This is a genomic window from Photobacterium obscurum, assembly GCF_026191635.1.
In the GTDB taxonomy this organism is placed as follows: domain Bacteria; phylum Pseudomonadota; class Gammaproteobacteria; order Enterobacterales; family Vibrionaceae; genus Photobacterium; species Photobacterium obscurum.
In genome coordinates, this window is sequence record NZ_JAKRRW010000007.1 from 72194 (window position 1) to 95363 (window position 23170).

Below are 23170 nucleotides of genomic sequence, written 5' to 3' on the forward strand. Positions count from 1 at the left end.
TGTGTACAAGTTGTCATCTCCGGGATGAATGTACCGGCTGACGCTGATGCTAATTTGCCAAAAACGTAAGGGTAGATTATCGATGTTACGCGTTATCCCTAGGTGTCTTATTCTTGAGATTGTCGAACATAAGGCCGCGGTGTTGGAAGAATTCGCTCATAATTAGTTTTGACCGTTTCGACTGTGATTAACTCTTTATGGTGCGCTATGAAGTTTTACAGTAGTTTACTCTTTATATTTTTCGTTGCGGCGTGTACTTCACAGGAAACTGTAAGTGATGTTGCAAGTCAAAAAACAACCTACATCCAAGGGGAGTGTTACGACTCTTCCAGATATAGCCTTACTGAATCGTTTGATGAGTTTATTGATGAGAGGCAACAGGAGCTTAAAACCTTACAGCCTGAGTTAAGTGCTGAAAACTATGAGCAACTTAACTATGCGCTGCGACATTTTTCAACATACTGGTCTCAGTTACGGCATGAGCGAGACCTAGCCTGTGAGGAACATGCAACGTGTGAGTTCGTACGGATAAAAAATCATGATATACAGCTTTATGAGCAGGACTATTGTGATGGAGCTGACTTTGAATATAGTGTCAGTCGAGCAAAAATGATTAACTTCTTTAATGATATAGAAAGGTTACAGCTTCAGACTTCAGCCCCTTAATGAATACTATGTAACTTACAACACTTGGGTAGAGGGGCGGTGTTGTTGCTGGTATCTCTGAAGATTCGAGCAGATTCGTACACGGTTGTCTGATATCCTTTTCTGCGGTTAATGCTATATGTTGTAATATCTGGAAACTCAATGAAGTCAATCTCTGTAACCTGCCCCCATTGTCAGAAAATTGCGTCAATCTCCCAGCTATCTTTATCGAATACTGTCAACTGTGAACATTGCAATAAAGCGGTACTTGACGGTAAACCCGTTGAAGCAGACTCAAGTAACTTTGATAAGCTAATTCAAAGCCCAAAGCCTGTCGTTGTGACTTTTTGGGGCGATAATTGTTCACCATGCCGTACTTTCAAACCAATTTTTGAAAAGATGGCTTCTGAGAGAAAAAAACAACTTCGGTTCTTACGGCTTAATGTGCAGAAAAATAAGTCTCTAGCAAGCCGATACCGTATTCGTGGTGTTCCGACGATTATGGTGTTTAAAAAAGGTAAACAACAAGCCATATTGAATACAGCCTTGCGTAAGAAAGAGTTCGGCATGTGGTTGGATGATGTTCTGCAATCCTAAAGGCAAACTGCCGGATTAACTCACAAGTCGTCGTGAGGGCAATCTGTTGTGATGTTTATACTTCCTAAAATATCCCAACTATCCTGAGGGGAGTTGGGATACTTAGTATGGTGCATTTGCCTGTAAGCCAAAAGGTATAACATTTCATTCACTTATAGTTAGTGCTATTGTGGTTATTGAACGACTCAATAATGATCGTTTTGCGATAACGAAACTTTTTTGATTTTTGACTACTAGGAGGATTTTATGACTAACCGTCGTAAAATTAGTAAGGAACGCTTAGCATTGAAATTGTCCCTGGCTGGTACAGTGTTGCTGACTAGCCTTGGGATTGGTTATGGGTTGTATGTCGGATCCAATGCCATTCTTCTGGACGGCATGTTTTCATTTCTCAGTATGGGTATGACAGGCCTAAGCCTTTATACCGCCTATCTCGTTTCAAAGCCTGATGACCGACAGTTCCAGTTTGGCTACGCACATATCGAGCCTTTAATTAATGTTGTCAATGGATTGCTTATCCTCGTAACGTGTTTATTTGCTTTTCTTAGTGGTGTGCAAACCATCATGAATGGCGGGCATGATATTGTGTTAGAGCACGCTATTAGCTATGCGGTTATCTCGACAATTTGTTGTTTTACAATCTATTTTACCGAGACATATATTGCTAGCAGTGAGCAGTCAGAACTGGTTCGTGTTGATTCACAGGAATGGCTGGTTGATGGTATTTTAAGTGCTGCAATTCTAATCGGTTTCATCATAGTGATATTTCTTGATCACTTGGGCTATTCACACTGGAATGCCTATGTGGATCCAATTCTAGTATCGACGTTGGCGATTGCCGCATCGGTTTTACCGATAAAGGTGTTACGACGTAACTTGCGTGAGGTTTTGCTTGTAGCGCCGCAGGATAAGGTTCAGCGCCGTGTTGACCGCGTTATTGCAAGGTTATCACAGCAATATCATTTCGATGATTATACGCACCATTTTGCCAAAACGGGTCGACAGTATGATCTTGAAGTAAATATTCTCGTCAGGAATGATGCCTACTGGACAACAAAGCGACAAGACTATATTCGACAGTTGCTCTGGGAAGAACTTGCGGATGATCTTGGTGATACATGGCTATCCGTTACGTTTACAGGGCAGGAGCGGTGGCTTTGATTTTATCTAAGTTACTGATCTTGGGCTTTAGAGAGTCGCTGGATTAGATTTTCTAATCCAAGGTGCAAACAATTATCAACAAAAATAGACTGGTAGTTATGAGCGAATACAAGCAAAATATATACGTTCAGAAAATAATCATATAATTTTATTGTTTTAAGATTATTTCTTTTTGCTACACTAGGGGGCGAAACGTAAGAGTTTTACCCTTTGAATAGAGTTAATCAGATTAATTGACTGAACATTTGCAGTAACTGATCATAGCTTTTTTTGTCACATTTTGATGACTGGTTAGTGCAAAAAACACCCAAATAGGGTATCTTATTTTTTGTCTAAAAATTGCCTTTATTCAGAGGCAATCTTTAGACCATAGCTTAACCCTTAATGCTGACAGTGCGTTTGTAAAGGCTAATGTCAGAACTTTAAATCAAAGACTTATAAGGTTAATTATGGAAACTCTGCTAGTCATTGCCTTTATTATTGGTGCCGCGTATATCATCTCGAAAGAGAAAAAATGCACAAAAGACATAGACTACTCACGAGACTCATTTTAAAACAAAGCGCCTGAGGGCGCTTTTGTTTTGCTTCAGTATCAATGTAACGATGCGGTGATGTTTTTTTAATGCATTTTGCTGTTATTGCCTGCCTTTTCTTACAGTAGTGTAGGGTTTTATACCTTATTGTTGGATTAAACTTCCTTTTCAACCCAAAAAATCACTGATTAGCACATTGTCATTATGTTTTCTTCAAGGCGTGATCTAAAGCGTCTGCAGAGTAAATGAAATGCTTGTTAATGAGCTTGTTAATGAATATTGTTGTATATTCTTGCGACTGAGACGGGTTGCATTGGTATGGACGATGCTGTCGCTTGTTAGGACAGCTATTAAGGAAAGGCTCCTTTACGGGTTATGTTATTCGGTAATCGATTTTCGGAAACAGCAACAAAATTTGGTAAATGCTTTACATATACAAGGCCTCAATTTTTATCTCTGGCATTTGTTCTTGGATTGGCGTTGCTTTTATCATCCACAAGTGGTTTTTTTTCCAAGCTGCAATTGTCATATGTAATTAGTTCCGATTCACGAGAGTTGCTCAATACTTACTCGATGAAGATCAACGATTTTCCTGAGGTCTTATCTGAGTTAAGTAAGAATTTTCAGTTTGACTGTGGTTTGCTAGATCAACATCAGCTCCAACATATAGCATATAATGATTATGTAATTCGGCGGATTACGCTAACCACCAGTAATGGTGAACAGTGCACAAGTTTTACTGGTGCTGATGTAGAAGCGAGACTCGCGCCATTAATCGATAAGCTTTCACCGAATGTTTCGCTATGGGTCGCCTCTGAATCCAGAAATGAACAGAATCTGCTGGTTGCAGAGTGGAAAGATCAACGAGGTTCATTGCTGCTTCATTTGGAACCACTGATTTCTGAATCAATCAGGAATAAATATTGTAATGACTGTGTCCTAAGTTCTATTTCATCGATTAATAACCCGACCGTTTCTTTTTGGCGTGGAGACGCTTCGCTGTTTTCTTCTGCCCCTTTATTTAGTTCGGAGCTTGGTGGGGGGCTTAGGGTGAACACCTTTGTTAAGAAAGAGCTGCTAGCCAGATATCAAGATAATTTATGGCTACCATTGTTTCTTCTCGGTGGAGCACTTGGAATTATATGCATTTATCTCCAGCACACTATAATGCAACGAAAGCTATCGCTTCACTCCTTGGTTGAGCAAGGTATAGCAAAAGAGGAGTTTGTTCCCTATTACCAACCGATCGTGGATGTGTCGAGTAATTCGTTGTATGGCTGCGAAATGCTCGCGCGTTGGAAGCGGCCGGGTCAGGAGGTGATCTCACCGATGGAATTTATCCCCTATGTTGAAAAAAGTGGTCAAATCCTCCCAATAACCGATCAGTTGATTAAAAAAGCAATTCTTGAAATTAGTAAGCTTAATTGGCAGGCGACGAAACAGGTTATCAGTATTAACGTCGTCCCTGATCAACTCGAAAGTCTCGATGTCATGGAAAAATCGTTGAGTTTGCTACAATACTCAGAGATTAAACCAGACCAAATTGCCTTTGAGGTTACTGAACGAAAGCAATTTACCGACCTAACGATGGCCTCCGATGTAATAGAACAGCTTCGAATAAGAGGGATCAACGTAAAATTGGATGATGCCGGCACCGGTTATGGTGGTTTTAGTTACATTCAGCAGCTAAATATACGAAGTCTGAAAATAGACAAGATGTTTGTTGAGAATATTGGAACGTCTGATATTAAATTGTCCCTGCTCGATTCTATAATTGCGTTTGGTAAAGAGGCGGGAATGGAAATGATTGCTGAAGGCGTTGAAACCGAAGAGCAGTCTCAATACTTAGCTGAGCAGGGAGTATACCTGCAGCAGGGATATTTCTTTGGCCGTCCAATGATATTTCGTGACTTCGCCTACTTCTGCAAAAGCATGGCCTCTCATAATCATGAAGAGAAAAAAATCGAATACGCCGCCTAGGCTTAGGAGAGCGATGTAAAGAGCTTGAAAGGGCCGGCGGTATTTCCACCGGCCTTTATTTTAAGAATGTTGCTCTTGCCAAGACTGCGTGAGACGGCTGATCGTTTTCTCGTTATCCTGCCACATTCTCGTTTTCACTAAATCTCGATATTCGCCATTTGGTTTTTTGATGAGTGTGTTTAGACTCGGAACTTGTGTTTGTGGTAAGCCGTCGAGAGCCTGAATAGCACCTTCACGGTTGTTGCATAACATAACCATGTCGCAACCGGCTTGCTGGGCTGCGATTGCTCGTTCGCTATAACTGCCGAGTATGTCAGCACCTTTCATATTCAAATCGTCGGAGAATACAACACCTTTGAAATTGAGATCCTGGCGCAGGACTTTTTTCAGCCAATACTCAGAACCGCTTGCTGGCTGGCTGTCGTAGCTGTCAAATACCACATGGGCTGGCATCATAGCATCAAGCAAATGATGCTCAATTAGATGTTTAAACACCGTCATATCATGCTGTATGACGGTGTCTCGAGAGTCGACAGGGGTTTCAAGGTGGGAGTCAGCAATAACGCCGCCATGCCCAGGGAAATGTTTACCTGTTGATGCCATACCAGCCTGCTTCATCCCCTCGATGAATTGGCTCGCATATTTGATGACTTGCTGAGGATCGTCAGAGAAAGCGCGATCACCGATAGCCTTGCAGTCAAAGCCCAAGTCAAGAACCGGAGCCAAGCTCAAGTCTATGTCCATTGCTAAAAGTTCAGCAGCCATTAACCAACCACCTTGCTTGGCTAATTCAAGCCCATTTTTTTGGCTGGCAAACGCTTTTGCTGGTGGTAACAGAGTAAAGCCATCGCGGAAACGTTGTACTCGGCCACCTTCTTGATCAACAGCGATCAGAAGAGGGCGGTTTGCTGTTTCGCGAATATCTTTGGTCAGTGCCCTTAGCTGAGCGCGGTCGTGGTAGTTGCGGGCGAAAAAAATAATCCCGCCAACGGTTGGATGTTGGATGATTTCTCGCTCTTCGGCATCTAACTCATAGCCAGACACATCAAGCATTAAAGGTCCCATGAAAACTCCGAAGTAAAGTTTGAACAGTCTGAAAGCAAGGAGCAATGATGAAACTGTTCAGGGTAATTTGGGTATATAACGTTAACACAGTCGATTAAAGACAGAAATTGATAATAGCGTGAATTGGTTGTTTGGATAACAAGTTACTTACGTCCTTACTAATTGTTTATCACAGTAAACGCTGAGTTTATTTGTGTGTTTTCTTTCAATGTTAACAAGTACATATTAAGTAACCATCTTGTTGATAAAATCGTTTTCAAAGTGACTTAGATCTGGTTTTTGAAGTTTGGTCATATCGCATTACATTGATTGTGTGATCTTTGTCACGCGAAGTTTGGGCGTTGTCAATTAAACTGTTTCTGAATTGATGCTTAAACGAGAACTTCACATGTCAGTCTTGGTCGCTATTGCTATTACAACAGGTATTCTTTCCGGTATTTGGGGGTGGGTAGCCGTTTCTTTGGGCTTACTTAGTTGGGCTGGGTTTCTTGGTTGTACTACCTACTTTGCCTCACCTAAAGATGGAGTAAAAGGTCTTGGTTTGAGTATAGTGACTAACCTAAGTGGTGTGTTTTGGGCATTAGTCATTATTCATTTGTCAACGGTGATCGGGATTGAGATCATTGGCTATGTCGTGACGGCAGTCGTGGCGTTTTTGATGTGTGTTCAGGCAAAGAAGTCCTGGCTGAATTTTATTCCGGGAACATTTATTGGTTCATGTGCAACGTTCGCAGCCAATGGTGACTGGCAGCTGGTAGTTCCCTCTCTGATTCTTGGTGCAATATTCGGTTACACGATGAAAGCATCGGGACTGTGGTTGCAGCAAAAGCTTAATCAGCCAAAGGGCGATTATGCGGCCGCAGAACTTGATTAATGACTGACTAGGTTTTATAGAAAAGCCGCACATATTGATGTGCGGCTTTTTTTTAATTAATAGCTCTTAAGGTTTCTGCAAATCATTGAGTTGCTAGCCAACACACGGAATGAAGACGTCTTGCTCGTAACCCTGGTCATTATCTTGTTCATTATTTAGTTCTGCATATAGTGTCGACAGGTCTGTTGGAGCTTCTTTGGGGAGCAGAATACAGACTCTCATTTCCTGGGCTAGCAATGTTAAAGCCTTCGACTTGATATCAGAATCGATATACTCATCACGTTCGGCATCTCGACGACAGAGATCAACGAAAATATCGTTACGCCCCTTTGGATAAAGTACATATTCGGCTTGCTGCATCAGGCGCAATGCCTTCAAGCTAAGCAGCTCGGGATCCGAGCCTGTTTCAATCACATATAAACTACCCGTTGTTTTATCCGGTTGCTGTAATAATGCATTGAAAGCATGTTCGAGTTGTTCTTCAGAGGTGGCATTCTCAACTTCCGGGAGCCGAAAAAAACGTTCCCAGAACTTCCTTCGTTCGTCCACGGTACTGAAATATTGCTTGATTCGAGGCCGTTGTAGGCCGGAAAAGGCGGCAAGTAAATTTAGGTTTTGGGGTAATTGGGTTTCAAGCTTTTCCCGAATATAACGAACCAAAACAGGGGATGCTCCGCCACTCGAAATAGCAACTTGAATGGGGTTGCGATCAATCATTGATGGTGTAATGAAATGACAATGCTGCGGATCATCCACAACATTGGTCCAGATCCCTTTTGCGTCTGCATCACAAAAAATTTGATGGTTCAGTGTTCGGTTATCCGTGGTCGCCCAAACTTGGTGGTAGCCGTGAACATCATCAGATTGATAGTCTTTTTTTACCCAGGTTAACTGATCTTTGTCGACAAGAGAGGCAAGGTATTGATGTAACTGGGGAGATATAAGCGTGATATCTGCCCCTGCTCGCAGTAAGAGATCGACTTTTCGGGATGCAACCTCACCACCTCCGACAACTAGGATTTTCTTATTCTCAAGTCTTAAAAATACAGGGAAAAAGTCCATTATTTTATACTTCCTTGGAATTATTAATTCTTTATAAGGTCATGTATTTGAAAGCTAAATGCTTTTGCTTTTATTGATAATATTAACAAATTTAGGCTTGAAATATTTTGAAACATTTAATTAGTAAAAACATGCTACTACTCTTGATTGTTCAGCTTTCATTAAAGGCATAATGCTAAGTTTATCAGACTACAAACATATCTGAATTATTTACCACATTTTTTGGTTATTGCGTCAGCAATTTACTGTTATATATACATATTACATATGGTCGGCAAAATGAATAAAAAACTTATGATTGCAACACTGATAAGCAGCAGTTTGCTTGTTGGATGTGGCGATAAGTTATCCGGAAAATCTGCGCCTGTTAGCCCATTGGTTGCAGCCCAACCTGTTACTGTCATTGATTATCAGCAAGGTAAGCAGTTTGTTGGTCGTACTGAGGCAATAGAAGATGTGGCGATCACAGCGCAGGTCTCCGGCTATCTGAAAGAGCGTTTCTTTAAAGAAGGCGAGATGGTCGAAAAGGGCCAGTTACTGTATCAAATTGAACCTGCGGCCTACGAGGCTAAAGTTGCCAGTGCTCAAGCATCTATTTCCCAGGCTGATGCGAACTTAAAACGCGCTAATTTGGATTGGGAGCGGGGTAAGAGCCTATTGCCAAAAGGCAGTATCAGCCAATCAGAGTTTGACAGACTGACGGCAGACAAGCTGAATGGCGAAGCGCAGCTGAAGGCAGCCAAAGCCCAACTCAATTCTGCCGAAATTGACTTGTCATTTACCCGCATTGCTGCGCCGTTTTCCGGGCGGATCAGTGACAGCAAAGCCAGTATAGGTGATCTTGTCTCGCCAAGCTCTGGTGTACTCACTACCTTGGTCAGCCTCGATCCTATGCATACATCATTTAATATCAGTGAGCGCGAACGCCTAAATCTTGGTATCGATAGCCTTGATGGTAGTGGTGAAGGAAGAGGTGACGTTGAAGTGCTGCTGACATTAAATAACGGCAAGGAATTTCCGCACCTCGGGCAGGTTGATTTTATTGGAAACCGTATTGATCTGAATACGGGCACAATTGCATTGCGCGCAAAGTTTGACAACCCAGAGCAACAATTATTGCCAGGTCAGCATGTTCAAGTGTTCTTAAGAGAAAAGACCCCAGTGAAGATGACGGTGATCCCTCGCAGAGCCGTACAAAGTGATCTTGAGGGCGATTTCGTCATGGTACTTAAAGATGGCAATGTGGCTGAGCGTCGCAATGTCAAATTAGGTACGCAAACGGAGCTGGGCGTGATTATTCGTGAAGGCCTCGATGCTAGCGATGTTGTGTTAACAAAAGGCTTGCAGCGCGTACGTAATGGTATGGCCGTGCGTCTTGAACAAACAGATGCTTAAGGAACAAAAATGCTAAGTCGCTTTTTTATCCAGCGTCCTAAGTTTGCGCTGGTGATTTCAATTATCTTGACCTTGGCAGGTGCGATTGCACTCATGAACTTGCCAGTGGCTGAATATCCGAAAATCAGTCCGCCTTCTGTTAGTGTCACCGCTTATTATTCTGGTGCAAGTGCGGAAGTGGTCGAAGAAGCTATTGCTGATCCTATAGAGGCGTCGGTGAATGGTGTTGAGGACATGATTTACATGTCCTCTAAGAGTGCCAACGACGGTTCCTATAACCTAAATGTGACGTTTGATGTCGGCACCGATCCTGATATGGCGCAGGTCAACGTTCAGAACCGTGTTTCTCAGGTTGAATCTAAGCTACCTGCTGAAGTGAGGATGGTTGGCGTAACGGTAAAAAAACGTTCGCCAGACCTGTTGATGGTACTGAACTTTTACTCTCCTGATGGTAAGTATGATGATCAATTCCTGATTAACTACATTAACCTTAACGTTAAAGATCAGCTTGCACGTGTGCAGGGTATCAGTGAGGTAAACGTTATTGGTGGTGGTGAATACGCAATGCGTGTTTGGCTCAACCCGGAGAAGATGGCCAACCTTGGCTTGACAACGTCTGACGTAAACACTGCATTGGCAGAGCAAAATGTTCAGGTTGCGGCTGGTAAAGTCGGGGCACCGCCATTCAATAACGTGCAGGAAGTACAGTTTAACCTTGTTACCAAGGGGCGACTGGAATCGGTGAGCGAGTTTGAGAATGTTGTGTTACGTGCAAATCCAGATGGTTCAGTGGTTTATCTAAAGGACATTGCGCGTGTTGAGCTGGGTAAGAAGTTCTATGACGGCAACGGCATGTTCCGTGGTCAGCCCGCCTCCATTGTGACGTTGTCACTGCAGTCCGATGCGAATGCGCTGGAGAGTGGCAAGGCGGTAATGGAGCTGCTTGAAAAGCTCAAAGTTAACATGCCAGAGAGCATGGAATATGAGACCAGTTATGACACGACCTTGTTTGTTGCCGAGTCTATCAAAGGTGTGGTTAAAACCCTGATTGAAGCCATAATACTGGTTATCGCGGTTACCTATATGTTCTTGGGAAGCATGCGTTCGACGTTGATCCCTGTTGTCGCGATCCCGGTTTCGCTGATCGGTACGTTTGCCATCATGCTAACGGCAGGGTTTACCATTAATACGGTCACCTTGTTCGGTCTGATCTTGGCGATTGGTATTGTGGTCGATGATGCCATACTGGTTATCGAGAATGTCGATACCAACATGAAGCGGGATCCAAGTCTGACACCTCGTCAAGCAACGTTGATTGCAATGAAAGAGGTAACGGGCCCGATCATCACATCGACAATGGTACTGCTGGCGGTATTCCTGCCTGTGGCAATGTTGCCGGGTATTACCGGTATCATGTACCGCCAGTTCGCACTGACAATTTGTATTTCGGTTGTTATCTCGTCAATTAACGCTCTGACCCTGTCACCAGCACTGTGTTCATTGGTGCTTAAGCAGGGCGGTGATAATACTTCGCGCTGGTTCCAGACCTTTAATAAAGGCTTGGATAACGTTACCTTGAAATACGGTGCAATTGCGGGCTTCTTAGTGCGCAAAGTAGGTTTATTGGTAAGCTTCTTTGTTATCGCAGTGATAGCCGTATCGTTCCTATCAAAAACGACATCGACAGCGTTTGTCCCTCAGGAAGATAAAGGTATTTTGCTGGTTAACGTCCAATTGCCTGATGCCGCGTCTTTATCCCGTACCGAAGAGACAACCATTAAGCTTCAGGAGATCGTGGAACAGGAGCCTGGCATTGAAGGTGTTACCGTAGCGAATGGCTATGCATTCTTAACCGGAGCTGCCGCTTCAAACGGGGCATCGCTGTTTATCAAGCTAAAGGAGTGGGACGAGCGTAATGCTATGGAAGGTGATCATTCTTCTTTCGCGATCACTAACCGGATTAATGCACGTGCAGCCATGGAGCTACCTGAAGCTATTGTGTTTGCTATGGGGCCACCAGCTGTACCGGGAATGGGGTCTGCATCTGGATTTGAGTTTGTTCTAGAGGATACATTAGGGCGAAGCCGTACAGATCTGGCCAATGTTATGGGCGAGTTGATCCAGAAAGCCAATGCGCAGCCTGAGATCCAATTTACCTTCAGTACATTCCGTGCCAACGTACCGCATTTTTATGTTGATGTTGACCGTGTTAAGGCGAAGCAACTAGGTATTCCGCTGACGGAAGTTTTCCAGACCTTGCAGGGTAACCTAGGTTCAATGTACATCAATGATTTCACATTGTACGGCAAGAACTTCCGCGTAACCGTTCAGGCTGATAGCGAATACCGTAGCGATCTTGATTCTCTGGAGCGTTTCCACGTTCGCTCAGCGAGTGGCGAAATGATCCCGTTGAGCACCCTGGCGACTATTGAGCAGGTCTTCGAGCCGGATGTTGCCTGGCGATACAATATGTACCGTTCGGCCGTTATTCAGGGCAATCCAGCAGCGGGTTACTCAAGTGGTGATGCGATTGCAGCTATGGAAAGAGTGGCTGCTGAAGTACTGCCTCAGGGATATCAGTATGAATGGACAGGGATGGCTTACCAAGAGGTAAAAGCGGGCAATCAGGCGATTTATGCTTTTGCACTGGCATTGATATTCATTTACTTGTTCATGGTAGCTCAGTACGAAAGCTGGAGTATTCCGCTGGCAATCATTCTGGTGGTTCCGGTTGCGACACTGGGTTCTTTTCTTGCCTTGGCTGCTACCGGCACGCCGCTTAACCTGTATGCGCAGATTGGCTTGGTGCTCTTGATAGCGTTGGCAGCGAAGAATGCAATTTTGATTGTTGAATTTGCCAAGATTGAGCGAGAAGAGAAAGAGCTGGATATCGAACAGGCTTCTGTACGAGGCGGTAAGCTACGTTTCCGTGCGGTTAATATGACCTCGTGGTCATTTATCCTCGGTATTATGCCGTTGATTTTTGCCTCGGGAGCCGGGCACATTAGCCAGAATTCCTTGGGTATCTCTTTGACGGGTGGTCTGCTATGTGTGTTGTTAGCCGGTACCTTCCTGATCCCTGGCTTCTTTGCCTTGGTTCAGCGTCGTCGGGAGAAGTTTCATGGGGGGTCAACCAAACTTGTGCCGCTTCATGATGAATCATCAGTATAATAAACTATAAAATAAAAAGGGCTCCTAGGGAGCCCTTTTTTATCAAGGAGTTAAATTACATTACTTTTTTCGGCGAATAAAAGCGGCTAGTGACATTAACGCGATAGCACCTAGAGGTACTGAACCACCACCGCTCGAGCCGCTACTCTTTTTAACTGTCTTGTCTTCTTTGGCCAGCTTAAACGGGTCACTGTCAAATTTTGATGTTGGTGACGCATCTAAATCAAGGCCAGTTTTGTCCTCAATCCAGTCGTAGTAAGCCGCTAATTCAGTATATAGGCCATTATACTGTGCCGCTTCGTATCCCTTGTCTTTATATTCGCACGAAGGACCATTGCTGGTTACGCCGACTACGCGAAGGCCAAAGTCATCTTCATTCACCATTTCTGGGTTTTGCCAGATCAGCGGACCGCCGGAATCACCAGCACAGACGTCTTTCTTGATATCCGGGTTGTTGGAATCTGCACAGATGAAATTAGAATCGACGGTCATTATATCTGTGGAGTTACACGAAGATATTGGAATACCGCCAAGCTTGACTACTTGCAATTCGTTTGGTTGCTCGTAATCTGGCGTTGAGTTACCCCAGCCCGAACCGATTAGGTTACCGGCAGAATAGGCAGTCGCACTCCAAGTGTTAGCAAACTCAAGATCAGCTTTTGCTTGTTCTGCGGGTGTCGCGACCTTTATCGGCTTGGCAACACTTGTCAGTGAGCCTTCAATTTCCAGAAGCGCAATATCGTGGTCAGCATCACCAGCTGTCAGGTTTTGAGAAAGGCCCGGATTATAGTTCTCGTGCTTTATTTTATTGATGATTTTAAATTGGTATTTAGCATCAACAGTATTTGCTTGCCCTTGCGGAATGTAGGTGGTACCGGCTACGAGGGTGTCACCCAACATATCAGCATCGACACAGTGCGCTGCAGTTACTGCCCAGTGGTCAGCGATAACAACAGCACCACATCCGGAGATTACCTGGCCAAAAATATTCGGCTCACTCAGCATTGCCGCCTGCCAGGGCAGAAGGTTATTGGCAAGTGATGCTGCACTTTCACCATTGAGGACTTTGCTTTGAACGGATTCGGATACTTCGTCAGCAATAGCGCTATGGGATAGGCTTAAAGAAAGAAATAATGTACTTAGGATTAGTTTATTGTTTTCCATGACTAAACTCTTAAATTGTACGTTGTTTTTAATTCACCGCTAACTATATATCGAAAGCTTAATCGGTTCCATGTTTATTATTGTCCTTATGAATGCGTGTGCATTTTATTGTGTATGAATTGTGAACTCATACGGCTAATGCAAGCTATTGTGTTGAGCTGGCACAAATATATGCTCATTGTCGCTCGAACCTATAATCTTGCGCAGTTAAAATGTTAGACAATGTTCGTGATGGGATTTTACCCCATTTTAGTAGAAGGCAGATATGACATTTAAACAAGTAATAGGCTTTGGTGTGGCCGGAAATTTTGCAGGACACCTTGAGCAAGCGGGTGAAGCTAATGATTTCCTTGCTGTAGAAGTGAAAGAAGCCGTACAGCCAAAGGCTATTTTCCCTTTCTATGTACCTTCTGAAAAAGCTGGCTTTTTGTCGATTTATCCGTTGTCGACTGACGCTATTATCCCGCCTAATGATGCTGACAACTTACAGATAGAGCCTGAAGTTGCTTTGCTGTGTGATGTTGAATATCACGATAACAAGGTTGTCTCGCTTAAGCCGTTAAAGTTTGCTGCTTATAACGATTGCTCTATTCGTAAACCGAATGCGAATAAAATCAGTGAGAAAAAAAACTGGGGAGAGAAGACTAAGGGCGTATCGAGCCAGATGTTCGATCTCGCTGGTCTTTCACAGGGCGGAGAGCTGGATCGTTACCGCATCGCCAGTTTTCATCAGCGTGAGAACAAAGTTGAGCGCTATGGTGAGGATAGCCCGGTTGTTGGTTACAGCTACTTTCATGAGAAACTGCTGAACTGGATCGTGGAACGTATGAATAACCAGCAAGATGTCGGGCCGACTGAAAATATTGCAGAACACTTGGCAAATGCGAGTTACCCGCAGCAGGCGTTGATCAGTATCGGCGCGACGCGCTATACCGAATATGGCGAGACGACGTTCTTACAATCTGGCGATACCAGTATGGTCGTGGTCTATGATGGCGAGAAGTATACCCCGCAGGACATTCTCGTTATGGCTGAGAAGGGTGAGTTTTCCCAAGACGGGATTTCGGCCCTGATCCAGCAAGTTGCATAATCTTCAGTTTTATTATCTCCCTTGTGATCGGTAAGTTTTGTGATTATCGAGAGCAGGGGAGTTTGTATTTAGTTAGCTAATCCATGAATTATCAATATAAGACGGCAGAGCTATTGCAAGCAGATGCATTTAGAATGGAATGTCTGCGAATAGCCAGAACGGTTAACCTGCCTGATTGGTATTTAGGGGCGGGGTTTCTGAGAAATGCAATTTGGGATCACCTGCATAATAAAATGCAGATGACGCCTCTTAATGATCTTGATTTGGTGTACTACGATCCTGATGATCTTTCCTCTCAAACTGAACGTCAGATAGAAGCTCAGTTGACGCAGTTATATCCAGCTGTGGTGTGGGAAGTACGTAATCAAGCGAGGATGCATGTTCGCCATGGCCACCAACCTTATGCAAGTACGGCTGAAGGCATTGCACAGTGGGTTGAAGTACCGACATGTGTTGGAGTTCGGCTAGAAGCTAATGACGAGCTGACGTTTACAGCACCATTTGGCCTTGAGGAAAACTGGTCGTTAAGCGTTCAGGTAAACCCTATAAATTCGAGACCCGAGATATTTAAGCAACGTATCGAGGCTAAAAAATGGCGTCAGATTTGGCCTAATTTGGTGTTTGACAAAGGCAACTCGGTATAAGGCCATCAGAGTGTACGCCTTAATTATTGGGGCCAATATCGATGGTGCTAATGATTACGGGACACGGCTTAGGCGGCATAAGGCCGCCTTGTCTGAATTGGTTTGATTAGGCGCTATATACGCCAGAAGAGCTCAAGAGAGCCAAGGGTGCTATAGGTGTGAATGTCTACTTCGAATTCACGGGTATTGCTGGCAAAACTTAAACTAACGCCCCATTTAGGCTGATAGTAAACACCGCCGACTACGATTGTTGCCTGCAAGTTACGTACATTGGTGTCTGGTACTTCATCAGGTCGGTCGCCATCAATCGTAATATCATTAAAGCGATAACGTCCTTCGATACCGGCAAACAAGTAATATCCGGTTGGGCTAGAAGACAGTACGCTAATGTCAACATACTTTCCTGGCGTAAATCCTGTCGTACCAAAGTTGCTTTCTAGGTTGTTACCCCAGCGTACAACAGAGCCTAAAGCTAGTTCACTCTGATAGTTACCGACATTGATGCGGCCAACACTACTGAGGTCATATTGGTCAAAACCAATTGCATTGCTTCTGTTTATTAAGCGGTGACCTTGGTAGCCTAAGTTAAACACTACTTGATTTTCGATTTGATAGTCCCAGCCCATAGGATCATCAGAGCCGATAATTTCATGAATAAATTGTTGCCCCTGTTCTGCAAAAGAATTGGGACCAACGGTGCCAATCATCGCGCTATACTTATCAACTTGGGCTGGCGAGTATTGGTAGATACCCGTTTCGAAGAATAACAAACCGGCATAAGGTCGTTCGCCTTCCACGGGAATTGGACTCTCGATATCTTCTGGGGTCCACATCTGTTGACCAAGCCTAAAGTTCCAGCCTTTAGCTGTACTTGCATCGAGTGGGAGCAGCATTGCAACTTGGCGGATAGGTGTGGGGGCAATGACGTCTAGCATCGGGGTCGAAGCCGAATTAAATTCTAAAAATACACCATTGGTATAGTTCTGGTCGGTACCCACAATACCATCATTATCAATGCTAAAAGAAATACTCCCTGCGTTGTATGCCTGTGCAACAGGTGATAAAAAAGCAGACAGGGCAATGAGGCCTGTGGAAATTTGTTTCATTGACAATCCTTTGATACAACATACAGGATAAAATTTTGAATAATAATACCTAATACCAATGAGATATCGCCAGATATATTATTGTTCTAAACGTAAATATCTGTGTTGAAACCCAAACTACTTCAAGATGTTCGTTTTAGCGAGAGTGACTAGGTTAGTAGACTAGGCGCTGATTTGAGGACATAGTCGCTCTACGTTAAAGCAATATAAGTCAGGTTGAAGCCGCAAAAGGAATGCATTATGTCGGGAAAGTTATTACCTTCTTCATTAGTCACGGTCGAATGGCTGGCTGAACATATCGAAAACCCGGATGTCGTGGTGCTCGATGCCAGCTGGTTCTTGCCTGGCAATGAGCGAGATCCAGTTCAGGAATGGCGTGAAAAGCGTATTCCTGGAGCACGCTTTTTTGATTTTGACAATAAAATCACTGCACCGGACACTGAGTTGCCTCATATGCTGCCTCCGGCTGATTTGTTTTCGATGGAAGTTTCGAAACTAGGCATTGAACAGCGTAGTAGTGTTGTGATCTATGATAGCCAAGGGCTATTTTCATCGCCCAGAGTGTGGTGGATGTTTAGAGCCATGGGGCATGAATCCGTAGCCGTGCTTGATGGTGGCTTGCCTGCCTGGGAGGAAGCGGGGTTATTGTTAGAAAGCTCATCACCTAAGCTACCGACCGAGACAAACTACCATGCCGTGTACCAACCTGAGTGGGTGATAGACGCTGAGACGTTAAATCAGCGATTGGATGCTCCGGATACTGTCATTCTGGATGCTCGTCCTGCCGCTCGTTTTTACGGTACAGCCCCGGAACCTCGCCAAGGCGTTCGCAGTGGACACATGCCAAATGCCAAAAGCTTACCTTATAGTCAGTTAATTAAAGACGGGCATTTTGTCGATGTTGAGCATTTAATTCAGCGCTTTGACGCATTGAGTGATTCTGAACAGTCACTGATCTTTAGCTGTGGCTCGGGGGTGACGGCATGTACGCTTGCCCTTGCTGCAGAATTGGCCGGCAGAAGGAAATTGACAGTGTATGATGGCTCATGGTCAGAGTGGGGCAGGACACTAAAGTATCCGGTCGTGCAGTAATACCAATCAGCACTTACTTTTTCAGATTGGTATAACAACGAGAAGGCCAGCATTGCTGGCCTTTTGTCATTTTTACTTCTGGTGGACTGCGATATAACCGCGTTGATCAATTATGTTCTGGCCACCTTCTGATATAACAAAGTTAAGAAAATCTTTGGCGTTGTCAGTGATTTTCTTCTCTTTGAACAGCATCAAAAATGGACGTGAAATTTTGTATTCTCCGGATTCAAGGTTTGCCAATGTTGGCTGAACGCCGTCAAAAGACAGAGCCTTGACAGAGTCATCAACAGATCCCAATGAAAGGTAGCCAATCGCATGGGCATTACGAGAAACAAGGCTTTTCACTGTTCCGTTGGTATTAACTACCAATACCTGTGGATTGATGTCTGACACCGTTTGGCCAGCCACTTGTTGTGTTAGGTCCATGAAGTCTTCAAACGAAAAGCGTGAACCGGATGCATTTTCTCGGCTAACTACTGCAATCTTTAAATCAGGTCCACCAACCGCTTTCCAGTTAGTAATATCACCATGATATATTTTAGAAACTTGTTCTTTGGTTAGGTTGGAAACAGGGTTATTTTTGTTAACAACGAGAGCAATACCGTCGTGAGCAATTGTTACAGTTTGAACATCAGGGTTGATCTCAGCCGCCTTTAGGTAGCGAGAGCTCATTCCGATATCTGCCGCTTCTTGTTTTACTGCAGTAATTCCCGCCGAAGAGCCCACCCCCTGAACTGCAATGAAGGTGTCTTTATTTGTACTTGAATAGGTTTCTGCAAGTACTTCAACGACATGGCTGACAGATGTGGAACCAGTCACTGTTACCGTTTCTTTTGCTTGTACACTGAATGCAAGGCTGGCGAAAAGCACATAAAGGGTAGAAGCCCTGTTCAACATTATTTTTCTCCAAAGACTAGATGAATATCGCAGCTATCCTATTATGGAGATATGACAATATTGTGAAGCTAATTGTGACTTAGTTCTTCTGAGTGTGGAGGAGAGCGCTAATTTAATTCTTTATCCGCTTTTCTTTATACATAGCCTTATCTGCTTTCGCTAGAATGGAGTCCGGCTCACTTAAATTACCAGGATAGTAAGGGGCTAGGCCAATACTGATACCGATATTAAATTTATCTCTTGTGTTCTTTGTTACCTCGTAGAGAGTATCAATCCATTGCTGGCTCGCAATAGGGTCTTCACTCGGCAGTAATACGACAAACTCGTCCCCACCAATACGAAACACATGACTGCCTATTGGCGCTGTTTTAACCAGTGTGGTCGCCATATCAATTAAAATCTCATCACCATCTTGATGGCTCCATTTATCATTAACCTGTTTGAAGTTATCTAAGTCAATATATGCAAGAATCCCTTTCTGTAGATTAATGGCCATCTTGTCGAAGCGCCGGAAAAGCGCTCTACGATTTTGAACACCCGTTAGCTCATCTTGGAGAGCTAGTCGGCTTAACTTTCTTTCAAGTGCACGAGATTTAGTAATTTGGAGGTTAAGTGTTTCGATAAAACTCCGGCGCTGATGTAGCATTTTGATAAAGCAAAAGCACATCAGGAACACACCAATATGCATAAAAATGTCATCGGTACTGTCTATGAGCCAGTGATCATCCAATTCTGGAATTTCATCAAGTAAGTCTACTATCACTCCTATTCCATATGTACCAAGTGCCAGCATTAACCACTGTCGCATTTCTGTACCAAAATCTTCGCGAAGCAACAGGATAATAAGCACAAGAGTCAATATAGAGACGATAACCTCAAGACTGCCACTCGAAGGCAATAATGCTGAGAGCAATATGCCAACGCAAACTACGATAGTGAGACGGATTGGTAGCTGAGATATGTTGTTCATGGCATCACTTAAAACGGAAGGGAAAGATATTTATACCTACATTCGTACTCATAATCTCAAAGACAATGAAACGGAACAAGTCGATTACGGTATGAATGCCGGAAATAGTGGCTCGATCTTTTTTGATGCGAAATATTGATGTTTTTTTGAGTGCCTTTTGATACATAGCGCCGTGTTGATTTGAGATTATTTTTTACATTGGTTCAGAAAGTATGTCGCTGGCTGGGTAGTAATTAATCAGTTTGATTTTTGCAGGCTTAAAAACAGCTAACTATATCATTTTGCTTTTTTAGGGGGATGCAAAATTATCATCAATTTTTATCTCTTTAAGTACATGAATTTAAGATGGTAATAACTTTTTTCGTTTTGCTTGTCCATCAAGTGGCAAATGCTGGCAAGGTGCCATTTATGCAATCATAGTTTCACTTATAGTTGTAACGCGAACTCTTTGATATACAAGGAATGTAACAAATTATTTCAGTTAACAATATTGTAACATTATGTGTTTTATGTCTATCCTAAATAAGACTGGGAATTGTTGTGCTACAACACATGGACATAGCACTCAGAGAGGTCGGAATTATGCTGACAATGGCAAGAAGTGCGCAACCTAATAAAGCCTTGGTGTCTGAGAGGATACAGAAACTTATCAAGGTTTTGTCGAATGGCGTTTATGAACGAGAAGAAACGATAAAGTTGTGCTTGCTTGCCGCGTTATCTGGTGAGAGTGTTTTTTTGTTAGGTCCCCCGGGAATTGCAAAAAGCTTAATTGCTAAACGCCTGATCCAAGCCTTTGATAACAGCAAGTTTTTTGACTATCTGATGACCCGCTTTTCAACACCGGAAGAGGTGTTTGGCCCGCTTTCAATTCAAGAGTTAAAAGACAACGGAAAATATGTCCGCCTGACAGAGGGCTATTTGCCAACAGCTCAAGTGGTGTTTCTTGATGAGATCTGGAAGGCTGGTCCTGCAATATTGAACACGTTGCTAACTGTTGTTAACGAACGTACTTTTAAGAACGGCCAGGATGTACTTCCGGTACCGATGCGCCTTTTAATCACGGCATCGAACGAACTACCAGAAGAAGACAGTGGGCTAGAAGCGCTGTTCGACCGGATGCTAGTTCGTGTGTTTGTGAATCGAATTCAGGAAAAGCAAAACTTCAAAGCGATGCTGATGGGAGAAGGCCCTACTATTCAAGAAATAGAGCCTGGCCTTGCAATTACCGATGAAGAATACGAAACCTGGCAGGCGCATATCGATGATGTAAGACTGGGTGAGGACATCTTCGAGAAGATCTACCAGCTTAAGTCGATGATTGAGCAGCGTGCGGAGGCTGGCGAGGATTTCGCTTCCGAAGATAGTGAGTTGTATATCTCGGATCGTCGCTGGAAGAAATCCGTTCGGCTCCTGAAAGCCAGTGCCTTTTATAACGGTCGTGATGCGATCAACCCACTTGATATCTTACTGCTACAGGATTGCTTGTGGCACAGTCCGGAATCACGACATGTAGTAAGCAGCATTATTAATGAATTCGCAGTCCAAAAGGCATTCAACCAAGAGGTTGCCCAAGAGAGTGCAAATGAAGCACAGAGGATCATTGATGATGTTCATGATGAAATATGCTCTGAGCTGTGTGTAACTTTTACTCGTGAAACCATGATGCGTAAAGAGTGGTTCAAGTCTGATTTCAGTACGGCTAGACGCTATAACGTGAATCATAACCCGCGCATGATCAAATTGGTTATGCTGCAGCATAATCCATCTGTCTCCGAACAGGAAAGTGGGGATAGCCGCTGGGTATACGTGGATGGTGATGAGTTTGAAAAGAAAATTAAAACCGGCCAGTGTGATATCTATGGGTTTGTAAATAAGAATACTCACCTATGCCGCTTACAGTTTGAAGTTGATGCGCAGAACCGTTTAGTGATCAAAGACATTGCCAACCGTTCAGTATTGGTTGGCATTGCTGGTGGGAATGGAGTGTCAGATGCCCAGCAGCAGCTATGGCAGTTAGAGGCAGAGAAAGCGTCTAACAAGATTGTTGATGCTGAACACAATTTGAAAATTTCTCGTAGTAGCTTCCATGGTGCGTTTCCACATAACTTTATTAATGCCGAGTTACCTGTCTTGATTGAACAGAGTATCTCTACAGCTTCAGATTCGGTTCACGAATTGAAGCTGGTGATAGATAAAAGCGTGTTCCGTATTTCTCATCTATCAGAATACTTTGTTTAAACCGGAGATCCTCTATGCCAGTTACTGAAGGTGTAAATTTAGCATTGATGCTCGCTGAATCTGGCATTGTTGATAATGCTGTACATGAGTTAATGATGCGGCCGCAGTTGCTGATGGCTGCTGAATCTAATCCTGGCATAAAGTCGGCGATGAAAAATCAGATCATTAAGTGGCGGGGGCAGGTACAACAGCGTATTACCAACGTCAGTCTCGAAGAACGGTATCATCAAGAGATTGCTCTTTATCAAGATGCCTGCTCTTGGGAGCAGGAGTACTTCTCTGAGCATGTTGATAACATAGTTAAGAAACTTGAAGGTCACTCCTCATTTTACTTTAAGGCGAAGAGCTTAGTTGATAGGGAGCACCAGAAGCATAACCCGATGTTCCAAAGTTATTTTTGTAACCAGTGGTATCAAGCTCTTGCGAAAGCATTGACTGAAGCGCAGCAAGCCGAGCTGGAACAGCATAAGGAAAAGCTGCTGGCGGATTTATACCAGCGCATCGAAACGATGCAGCAGATGGAAGAAGTGACTGAGGCGGGGGATGAGAGGAAGGCTGGCCGTTTGTGGGACATGGCGAAGGCAAAGCTTACTCGTACTGATGTTGATAGTTTGAAATCAATCGCTAGCTTCCTCAAAAAAAATAGCGGATTGCAAGAGATTGCCGAAAAACTTGGCCGTATGGCTAATGAAGTCGATGACCCGAACAAGGAGCGAGTGCGATCTGAAGATCTCAAGATGGTTGAGGAGCGCAGTGACAGTGTCACTGATGATATTGTCGGCGTCCATGAAAGCGATGATCTATCGAAACTATTGCCGAATGAGGCAATGTTCCTGGCTTATCCTGAGCTTGAAGTCATTTTCTATAAGCACCTCGTAGACAAGCGGTTGATGAATTACCGAGTCCAGGGAGCGCAGCGTAAACTTCGTAAGGTAAAAGCGTACAAGCGCCAGACAAAACAGGTTGAGCAGGACAAAGGGCCATTTATTGTTTGTATTGATGCTTCGGGTTCGATGAATGGTTTTCCGGAGCAGTGCGCCAAGGCGCTTGCATATGGTTTGATGCAAATTGCGTTGGCTGAAGATCGTGATTGTTATGTGATAATGTTTTCGACGCAACAAATCACTTATGAACTGACTAAACAGGACGGTTTAAGCGAAGTACTGAATTTCCTTTCCTATTCTTTCCATGGTGGGACGGATTTAGGGCCGGTGCTTGATCAGTCCATTGATTTAATGAGCGGTGAAAAGTACAAAAATGCCGACTTAGTTGTGTTGTCTGACTTTATTGCCCCGTCGCAGCCTGATGCGATGATTAAGCGAATTAACAAACTTAAAGAACACAAAAACCGTTTCCACGCAGTCAATTTGTCGAAGTACGGAAACCCTGAGCTGATGACCATTTTTGACCATTGCTGGTCATATCACCCTTCCAAGCTTGGGCGTTTATTTAAGTGGAAATAATGTAGAGAACAGATTAGTTGTCT

Annotated in this window: 19 protein-coding genes; 13 read left to right on the top strand and 6 right to left on the bottom strand. The window is 43.7% G+C overall.

Annotation, left to right across the window (positions count from 1 at the left end; genetic code table 11):
- Positions 1 to 207: 207 nt before the first annotated feature.
- The 4 genes from MD588_RS10965 (at position 208) to MD588_RS10980 (ending at position 4916) form a co-directional block, all read left to right on the top strand.
- Entirely contained in the window at positions 208 to 666 is a 459-nt protein-coding gene (locus MD588_RS10965) for a hypothetical protein (RefSeq protein WP_265697267.1), read from the top strand.
- A gap of 141 nt (positions 667 to 807) precedes the next feature.
- Positions 808 to 1242 carry a thioredoxin TrxC gene (trxC, locus tag MD588_RS10970; RefSeq protein WP_265697268.1) on the top strand — a complete coding sequence of 145 codons (435 nt, stop codon included), beginning with the start codon at positions 808 to 810 and terminating at the stop codon, positions 1240 to 1242.
- 246 nt (positions 1243 to 1488) lie between these two features.
- Positions 1489 to 2403, top strand: a complete 915-nt coding sequence (locus MD588_RS10975; RefSeq protein ID WP_265697269.1) for a cation diffusion facilitator family transporter — start codon at positions 1489 to 1491, stop codon at positions 2401 to 2403.
- 908 nt (positions 2404 to 3311) lie between these two features.
- The gene (locus MD588_RS10980; protein ID WP_265697270.1) at positions 3312 to 4916 is read left to right on the top strand and encodes an EAL domain-containing protein; all 1605 of its coding nucleotides are present in this window, start codon (positions 3312 to 3314) and stop codon (positions 4914 to 4916) included.
- Positions 4917 to 4976: 60 nt separating this feature from the next.
- Here the strand turns inward: MD588_RS10980 and nagZ are convergent, their stop codons facing one another.
- On the bottom strand, positions 4977 to 5981 hold the full coding sequence (nagZ, locus tag MD588_RS10985; protein ID WP_265697272.1) for a beta-N-acetylhexosaminidase: 1005 nt from the start codon (positions 5979 to 5981) through the stop codon (positions 4977 to 4979).
- Between the two features lie 388 nt (positions 5982 to 6369).
- Between nagZ and MD588_RS10990 the strand changes: the two genes are divergently transcribed.
- Complete coding sequence (locus MD588_RS10990) at positions 6370 to 6855, top strand: DUF1097 domain-containing protein (protein WP_265697273.1); 486 nt, start codon at positions 6370 to 6372, stop codon at positions 6853 to 6855.
- Positions 6856 to 6948: 93 nt separating this feature from the next.
- On the opposite strand, the gene MD588_RS10995 is transcribed toward MD588_RS10990, so the two are convergent.
- A complete protein-coding gene (locus MD588_RS10995) occupies positions 6949 to 7917 on the bottom strand; it encodes an NAD(P)-dependent oxidoreductase (protein ID WP_265697274.1) in 969 nt (322 codons plus the stop codon).
- 279 nt (positions 7918 to 8196) lie between these two features.
- Between MD588_RS10995 and MD588_RS11000 the strand changes: the two genes are divergently transcribed.
- Positions 8197 to 9312 carry an efflux RND transporter periplasmic adaptor subunit gene (locus tag MD588_RS11000; RefSeq protein WP_265697275.1) on the top strand — a complete coding sequence of 372 codons (1116 nt, stop codon included), beginning with the start codon at positions 8197 to 8199 and terminating at the stop codon, positions 9310 to 9312.
- Between the two features lie 9 nt (positions 9313 to 9321).
- Positions 9322 to 12483: an efflux RND transporter permease subunit gene (locus tag MD588_RS11005; protein WP_265697276.1), complete on the top strand. Its 3162-nt coding sequence runs from the start codon at positions 9322 to 9324 to the stop codon at positions 12481 to 12483.
- A 60-nt stretch (positions 12484 to 12543) separates the two neighbouring features.
- Here the strand turns inward: MD588_RS11005 and MD588_RS11010 are convergent, their stop codons facing one another.
- Positions 12544 to 13647 carry a S1 family peptidase gene (locus tag MD588_RS11010; RefSeq protein ID WP_265697278.1) on the bottom strand — a complete coding sequence of 368 codons (1104 nt, stop codon included), beginning with the start codon at positions 13645 to 13647 and terminating at the stop codon, positions 12544 to 12546.
- 265 nt (positions 13648 to 13912) lie between these two features.
- Here MD588_RS11010 and MD588_RS11015 point away from each other — a divergent pair, with 265 nt between their 5' ends.
- The gene (locus MD588_RS11015) at positions 13913 to 14737 is read left to right on the top strand and encodes a DUF5718 family protein (RefSeq protein WP_265697280.1); all 825 of its coding nucleotides are present in this window, start codon (positions 13913 to 13915) and stop codon (positions 14735 to 14737) included.
- A gap of 83 nt (positions 14738 to 14820) precedes the next feature.
- A complete protein-coding gene (locus MD588_RS11020) occupies positions 14821 to 15381 on the top strand; it encodes a nucleotidyltransferase family protein (RefSeq protein ID WP_265697281.1) in 561 nt (186 codons plus the stop codon).
- 113 nt (positions 15382 to 15494) lie between these two features.
- Here MD588_RS11020 and MD588_RS11025 read toward each other — a convergent pair whose 3' ends face one another.
- Positions 15495 to 16487, bottom strand: coding sequence for a lipid A deacylase LpxR family protein (locus MD588_RS11025; RefSeq protein ID WP_265697282.1), 993 nt, complete (start codon positions 16485 to 16487; stop codon positions 15495 to 15497).
- 240 nt (positions 16488 to 16727) lie between these two features.
- On the opposite strand from MD588_RS11025, the gene MD588_RS11030 reads away from it, so the two are divergent.
- Positions 16728 to 17579, top strand: a complete 852-nt coding sequence (locus MD588_RS11030) for a sulfurtransferase (protein WP_265697283.1) — start codon at positions 16728 to 16730, stop codon at positions 17577 to 17579.
- Positions 17580 to 17651: 72 nt separating this feature from the next.
- On the opposite strand, the gene MD588_RS11035 is transcribed toward MD588_RS11030, so the two are convergent.
- Both MD588_RS11035 and MD588_RS11040 read right to left on the bottom strand, forming a co-directional pair.
- Entirely contained in the window at positions 17652 to 18476 is an 825-nt protein-coding gene (locus MD588_RS11035) for a phosphate ABC transporter substrate-binding protein (RefSeq protein WP_265697284.1), read from the bottom strand.
- Positions 18477 to 18588: 112 nt separating this feature from the next.
- Positions 18589 to 19446, bottom strand: coding sequence for a GGDEF domain-containing protein (locus MD588_RS11040; RefSeq protein ID WP_265697285.1), 858 nt, complete (start codon positions 19444 to 19446; stop codon positions 18589 to 18591).
- Between MD588_RS11040 and MD588_RS11045 the strand changes: the two genes are divergently transcribed.
- The 3 genes from MD588_RS11045 to viaA all read left to right on the top strand — a co-directional run bounded on the left by MD588_RS11045 (position 19445) and on the right by viaA (position 23147).
- Positions 19445 to 19585, top strand: a complete 141-nt coding sequence (locus tag MD588_RS11045) for a hypothetical protein (RefSeq protein WP_265697286.1) — start codon at positions 19445 to 19447, stop codon at positions 19583 to 19585. The genes MD588_RS11040 and MD588_RS11045 overlap by 2 nt on opposite strands.
- 443 nt (positions 19586 to 20028) lie before the next feature.
- Positions 20029 to 21684 carry an ATPase RavA domain-containing protein gene (locus tag MD588_RS11050; protein ID WP_265697449.1) on the top strand — a complete coding sequence of 552 codons (1656 nt, stop codon included), beginning with the start codon at positions 20029 to 20031 and terminating at the stop codon, positions 21682 to 21684.
- Positions 21685 to 21698: 14 nt separating this feature from the next.
- Positions 21699 to 23147 carry an ATPase RavA stimulator ViaA gene (gene viaA / locus MD588_RS11055; RefSeq protein ID WP_265697288.1) on the top strand — a complete coding sequence of 483 codons (1449 nt, stop codon included), beginning with the start codon at positions 21699 to 21701 and terminating at the stop codon, positions 23145 to 23147.
- Positions 23148 to 23170: the final 23 nt, after the last annotated feature.

What these genes read in the sequence shown, in the direction of transcription:
- MD588_RS10965 (WP_265697267.1), top strand. Translation starts at nt 208, where the DNA reads ATGAAGTTTTACAGTAGTTTACTCTTTATATTTTTCGTTGCGGCGTGT.
- trxC (WP_265697268.1), top strand. Translation starts at nt 808, where the DNA reads ATGAAGTCAATCTCTGTAACCTGCCCCCATTGTCAGAAAATTGCGTCA.
- MD588_RS10975 (WP_265697269.1), top strand. Translation starts at nt 1,489, where the DNA reads ATGACTAACCGTCGTAAAATTAGTAAGGAACGCTTAGCATTGAAATTG.
- MD588_RS10980 (WP_265697270.1), top strand. Translation starts at nt 3,312, where the DNA reads ATGTTATTCGGTAATCGATTTTCGGAAACAGCAACAAAATTTGGTAAA.
- nagZ (WP_265697272.1), bottom strand. Translation starts at nt 5,981, where the DNA reads ATGGGACCTTTAATGCTTGATGTGTCTGGCTATGAGTTAGATGCCGAA.
- MD588_RS10990 (WP_265697273.1), top strand. Translation starts at nt 6,370, where the DNA reads ATGTCAGTCTTGGTCGCTATTGCTATTACAACAGGTATTCTTTCCGGT.
- MD588_RS10995 (WP_265697274.1), bottom strand. Translation starts at nt 7,917, where the DNA reads ATGGACTTTTTCCCTGTATTTTTAAGACTTGAGAATAAGAAAATCCTA.
- MD588_RS11000 (WP_265697275.1), top strand. Translation starts at nt 8,197, where the DNA reads ATGAATAAAAAACTTATGATTGCAACACTGATAAGCAGCAGTTTGCTT.
- MD588_RS11005 (WP_265697276.1), top strand. Translation starts at nt 9,322, where the DNA reads ATGCTAAGTCGCTTTTTTATCCAGCGTCCTAAGTTTGCGCTGGTGATT.
- MD588_RS11010 (WP_265697278.1), bottom strand. Translation starts at nt 13,647, where the DNA reads ATGGAAAACAATAAACTAATCCTAAGTACATTATTTCTTTCTTTAAGC.
- MD588_RS11015 (WP_265697280.1), top strand. Translation starts at nt 13,913, where the DNA reads ATGACATTTAAACAAGTAATAGGCTTTGGTGTGGCCGGAAATTTTGCA.
- MD588_RS11020 (WP_265697281.1), top strand. Translation starts at nt 14,821, where the DNA reads ATGAATTATCAATATAAGACGGCAGAGCTATTGCAAGCAGATGCATTT.
- MD588_RS11025 (WP_265697282.1), bottom strand. Translation starts at nt 16,487, where the DNA reads ATGAAACAAATTTCCACAGGCCTCATTGCCCTGTCTGCTTTTTTATCA.
- MD588_RS11030 (WP_265697283.1), top strand. Translation starts at nt 16,728, where the DNA reads ATGTCGGGAAAGTTATTACCTTCTTCATTAGTCACGGTCGAATGGCTG.
- MD588_RS11035 (WP_265697284.1), bottom strand. Translation starts at nt 18,476, where the DNA reads ATGTTGAACAGGGCTTCTACCCTTTATGTGCTTTTCGCCAGCCTTGCA.
- MD588_RS11045 (WP_265697286.1), top strand. Translation starts at nt 19,445, where the DNA reads ATGGCATCACTTAAAACGGAAGGGAAAGATATTTATACCTACATTCGT.
- MD588_RS11040 (WP_265697285.1), bottom strand. Translation starts at nt 19,446, where the DNA reads ATGAACAACATATCTCAGCTACCAATCCGTCTCACTATCGTAGTTTGC.
- MD588_RS11050 (WP_265697449.1), top strand. Translation starts at nt 20,029, where the DNA reads ATGCTGACAATGGCAAGAAGTGCGCAACCTAATAAAGCCTTGGTGTCT.
- viaA (WP_265697288.1), top strand. Translation starts at nt 21,699, where the DNA reads ATGCCAGTTACTGAAGGTGTAAATTTAGCATTGATGCTCGCTGAATCT.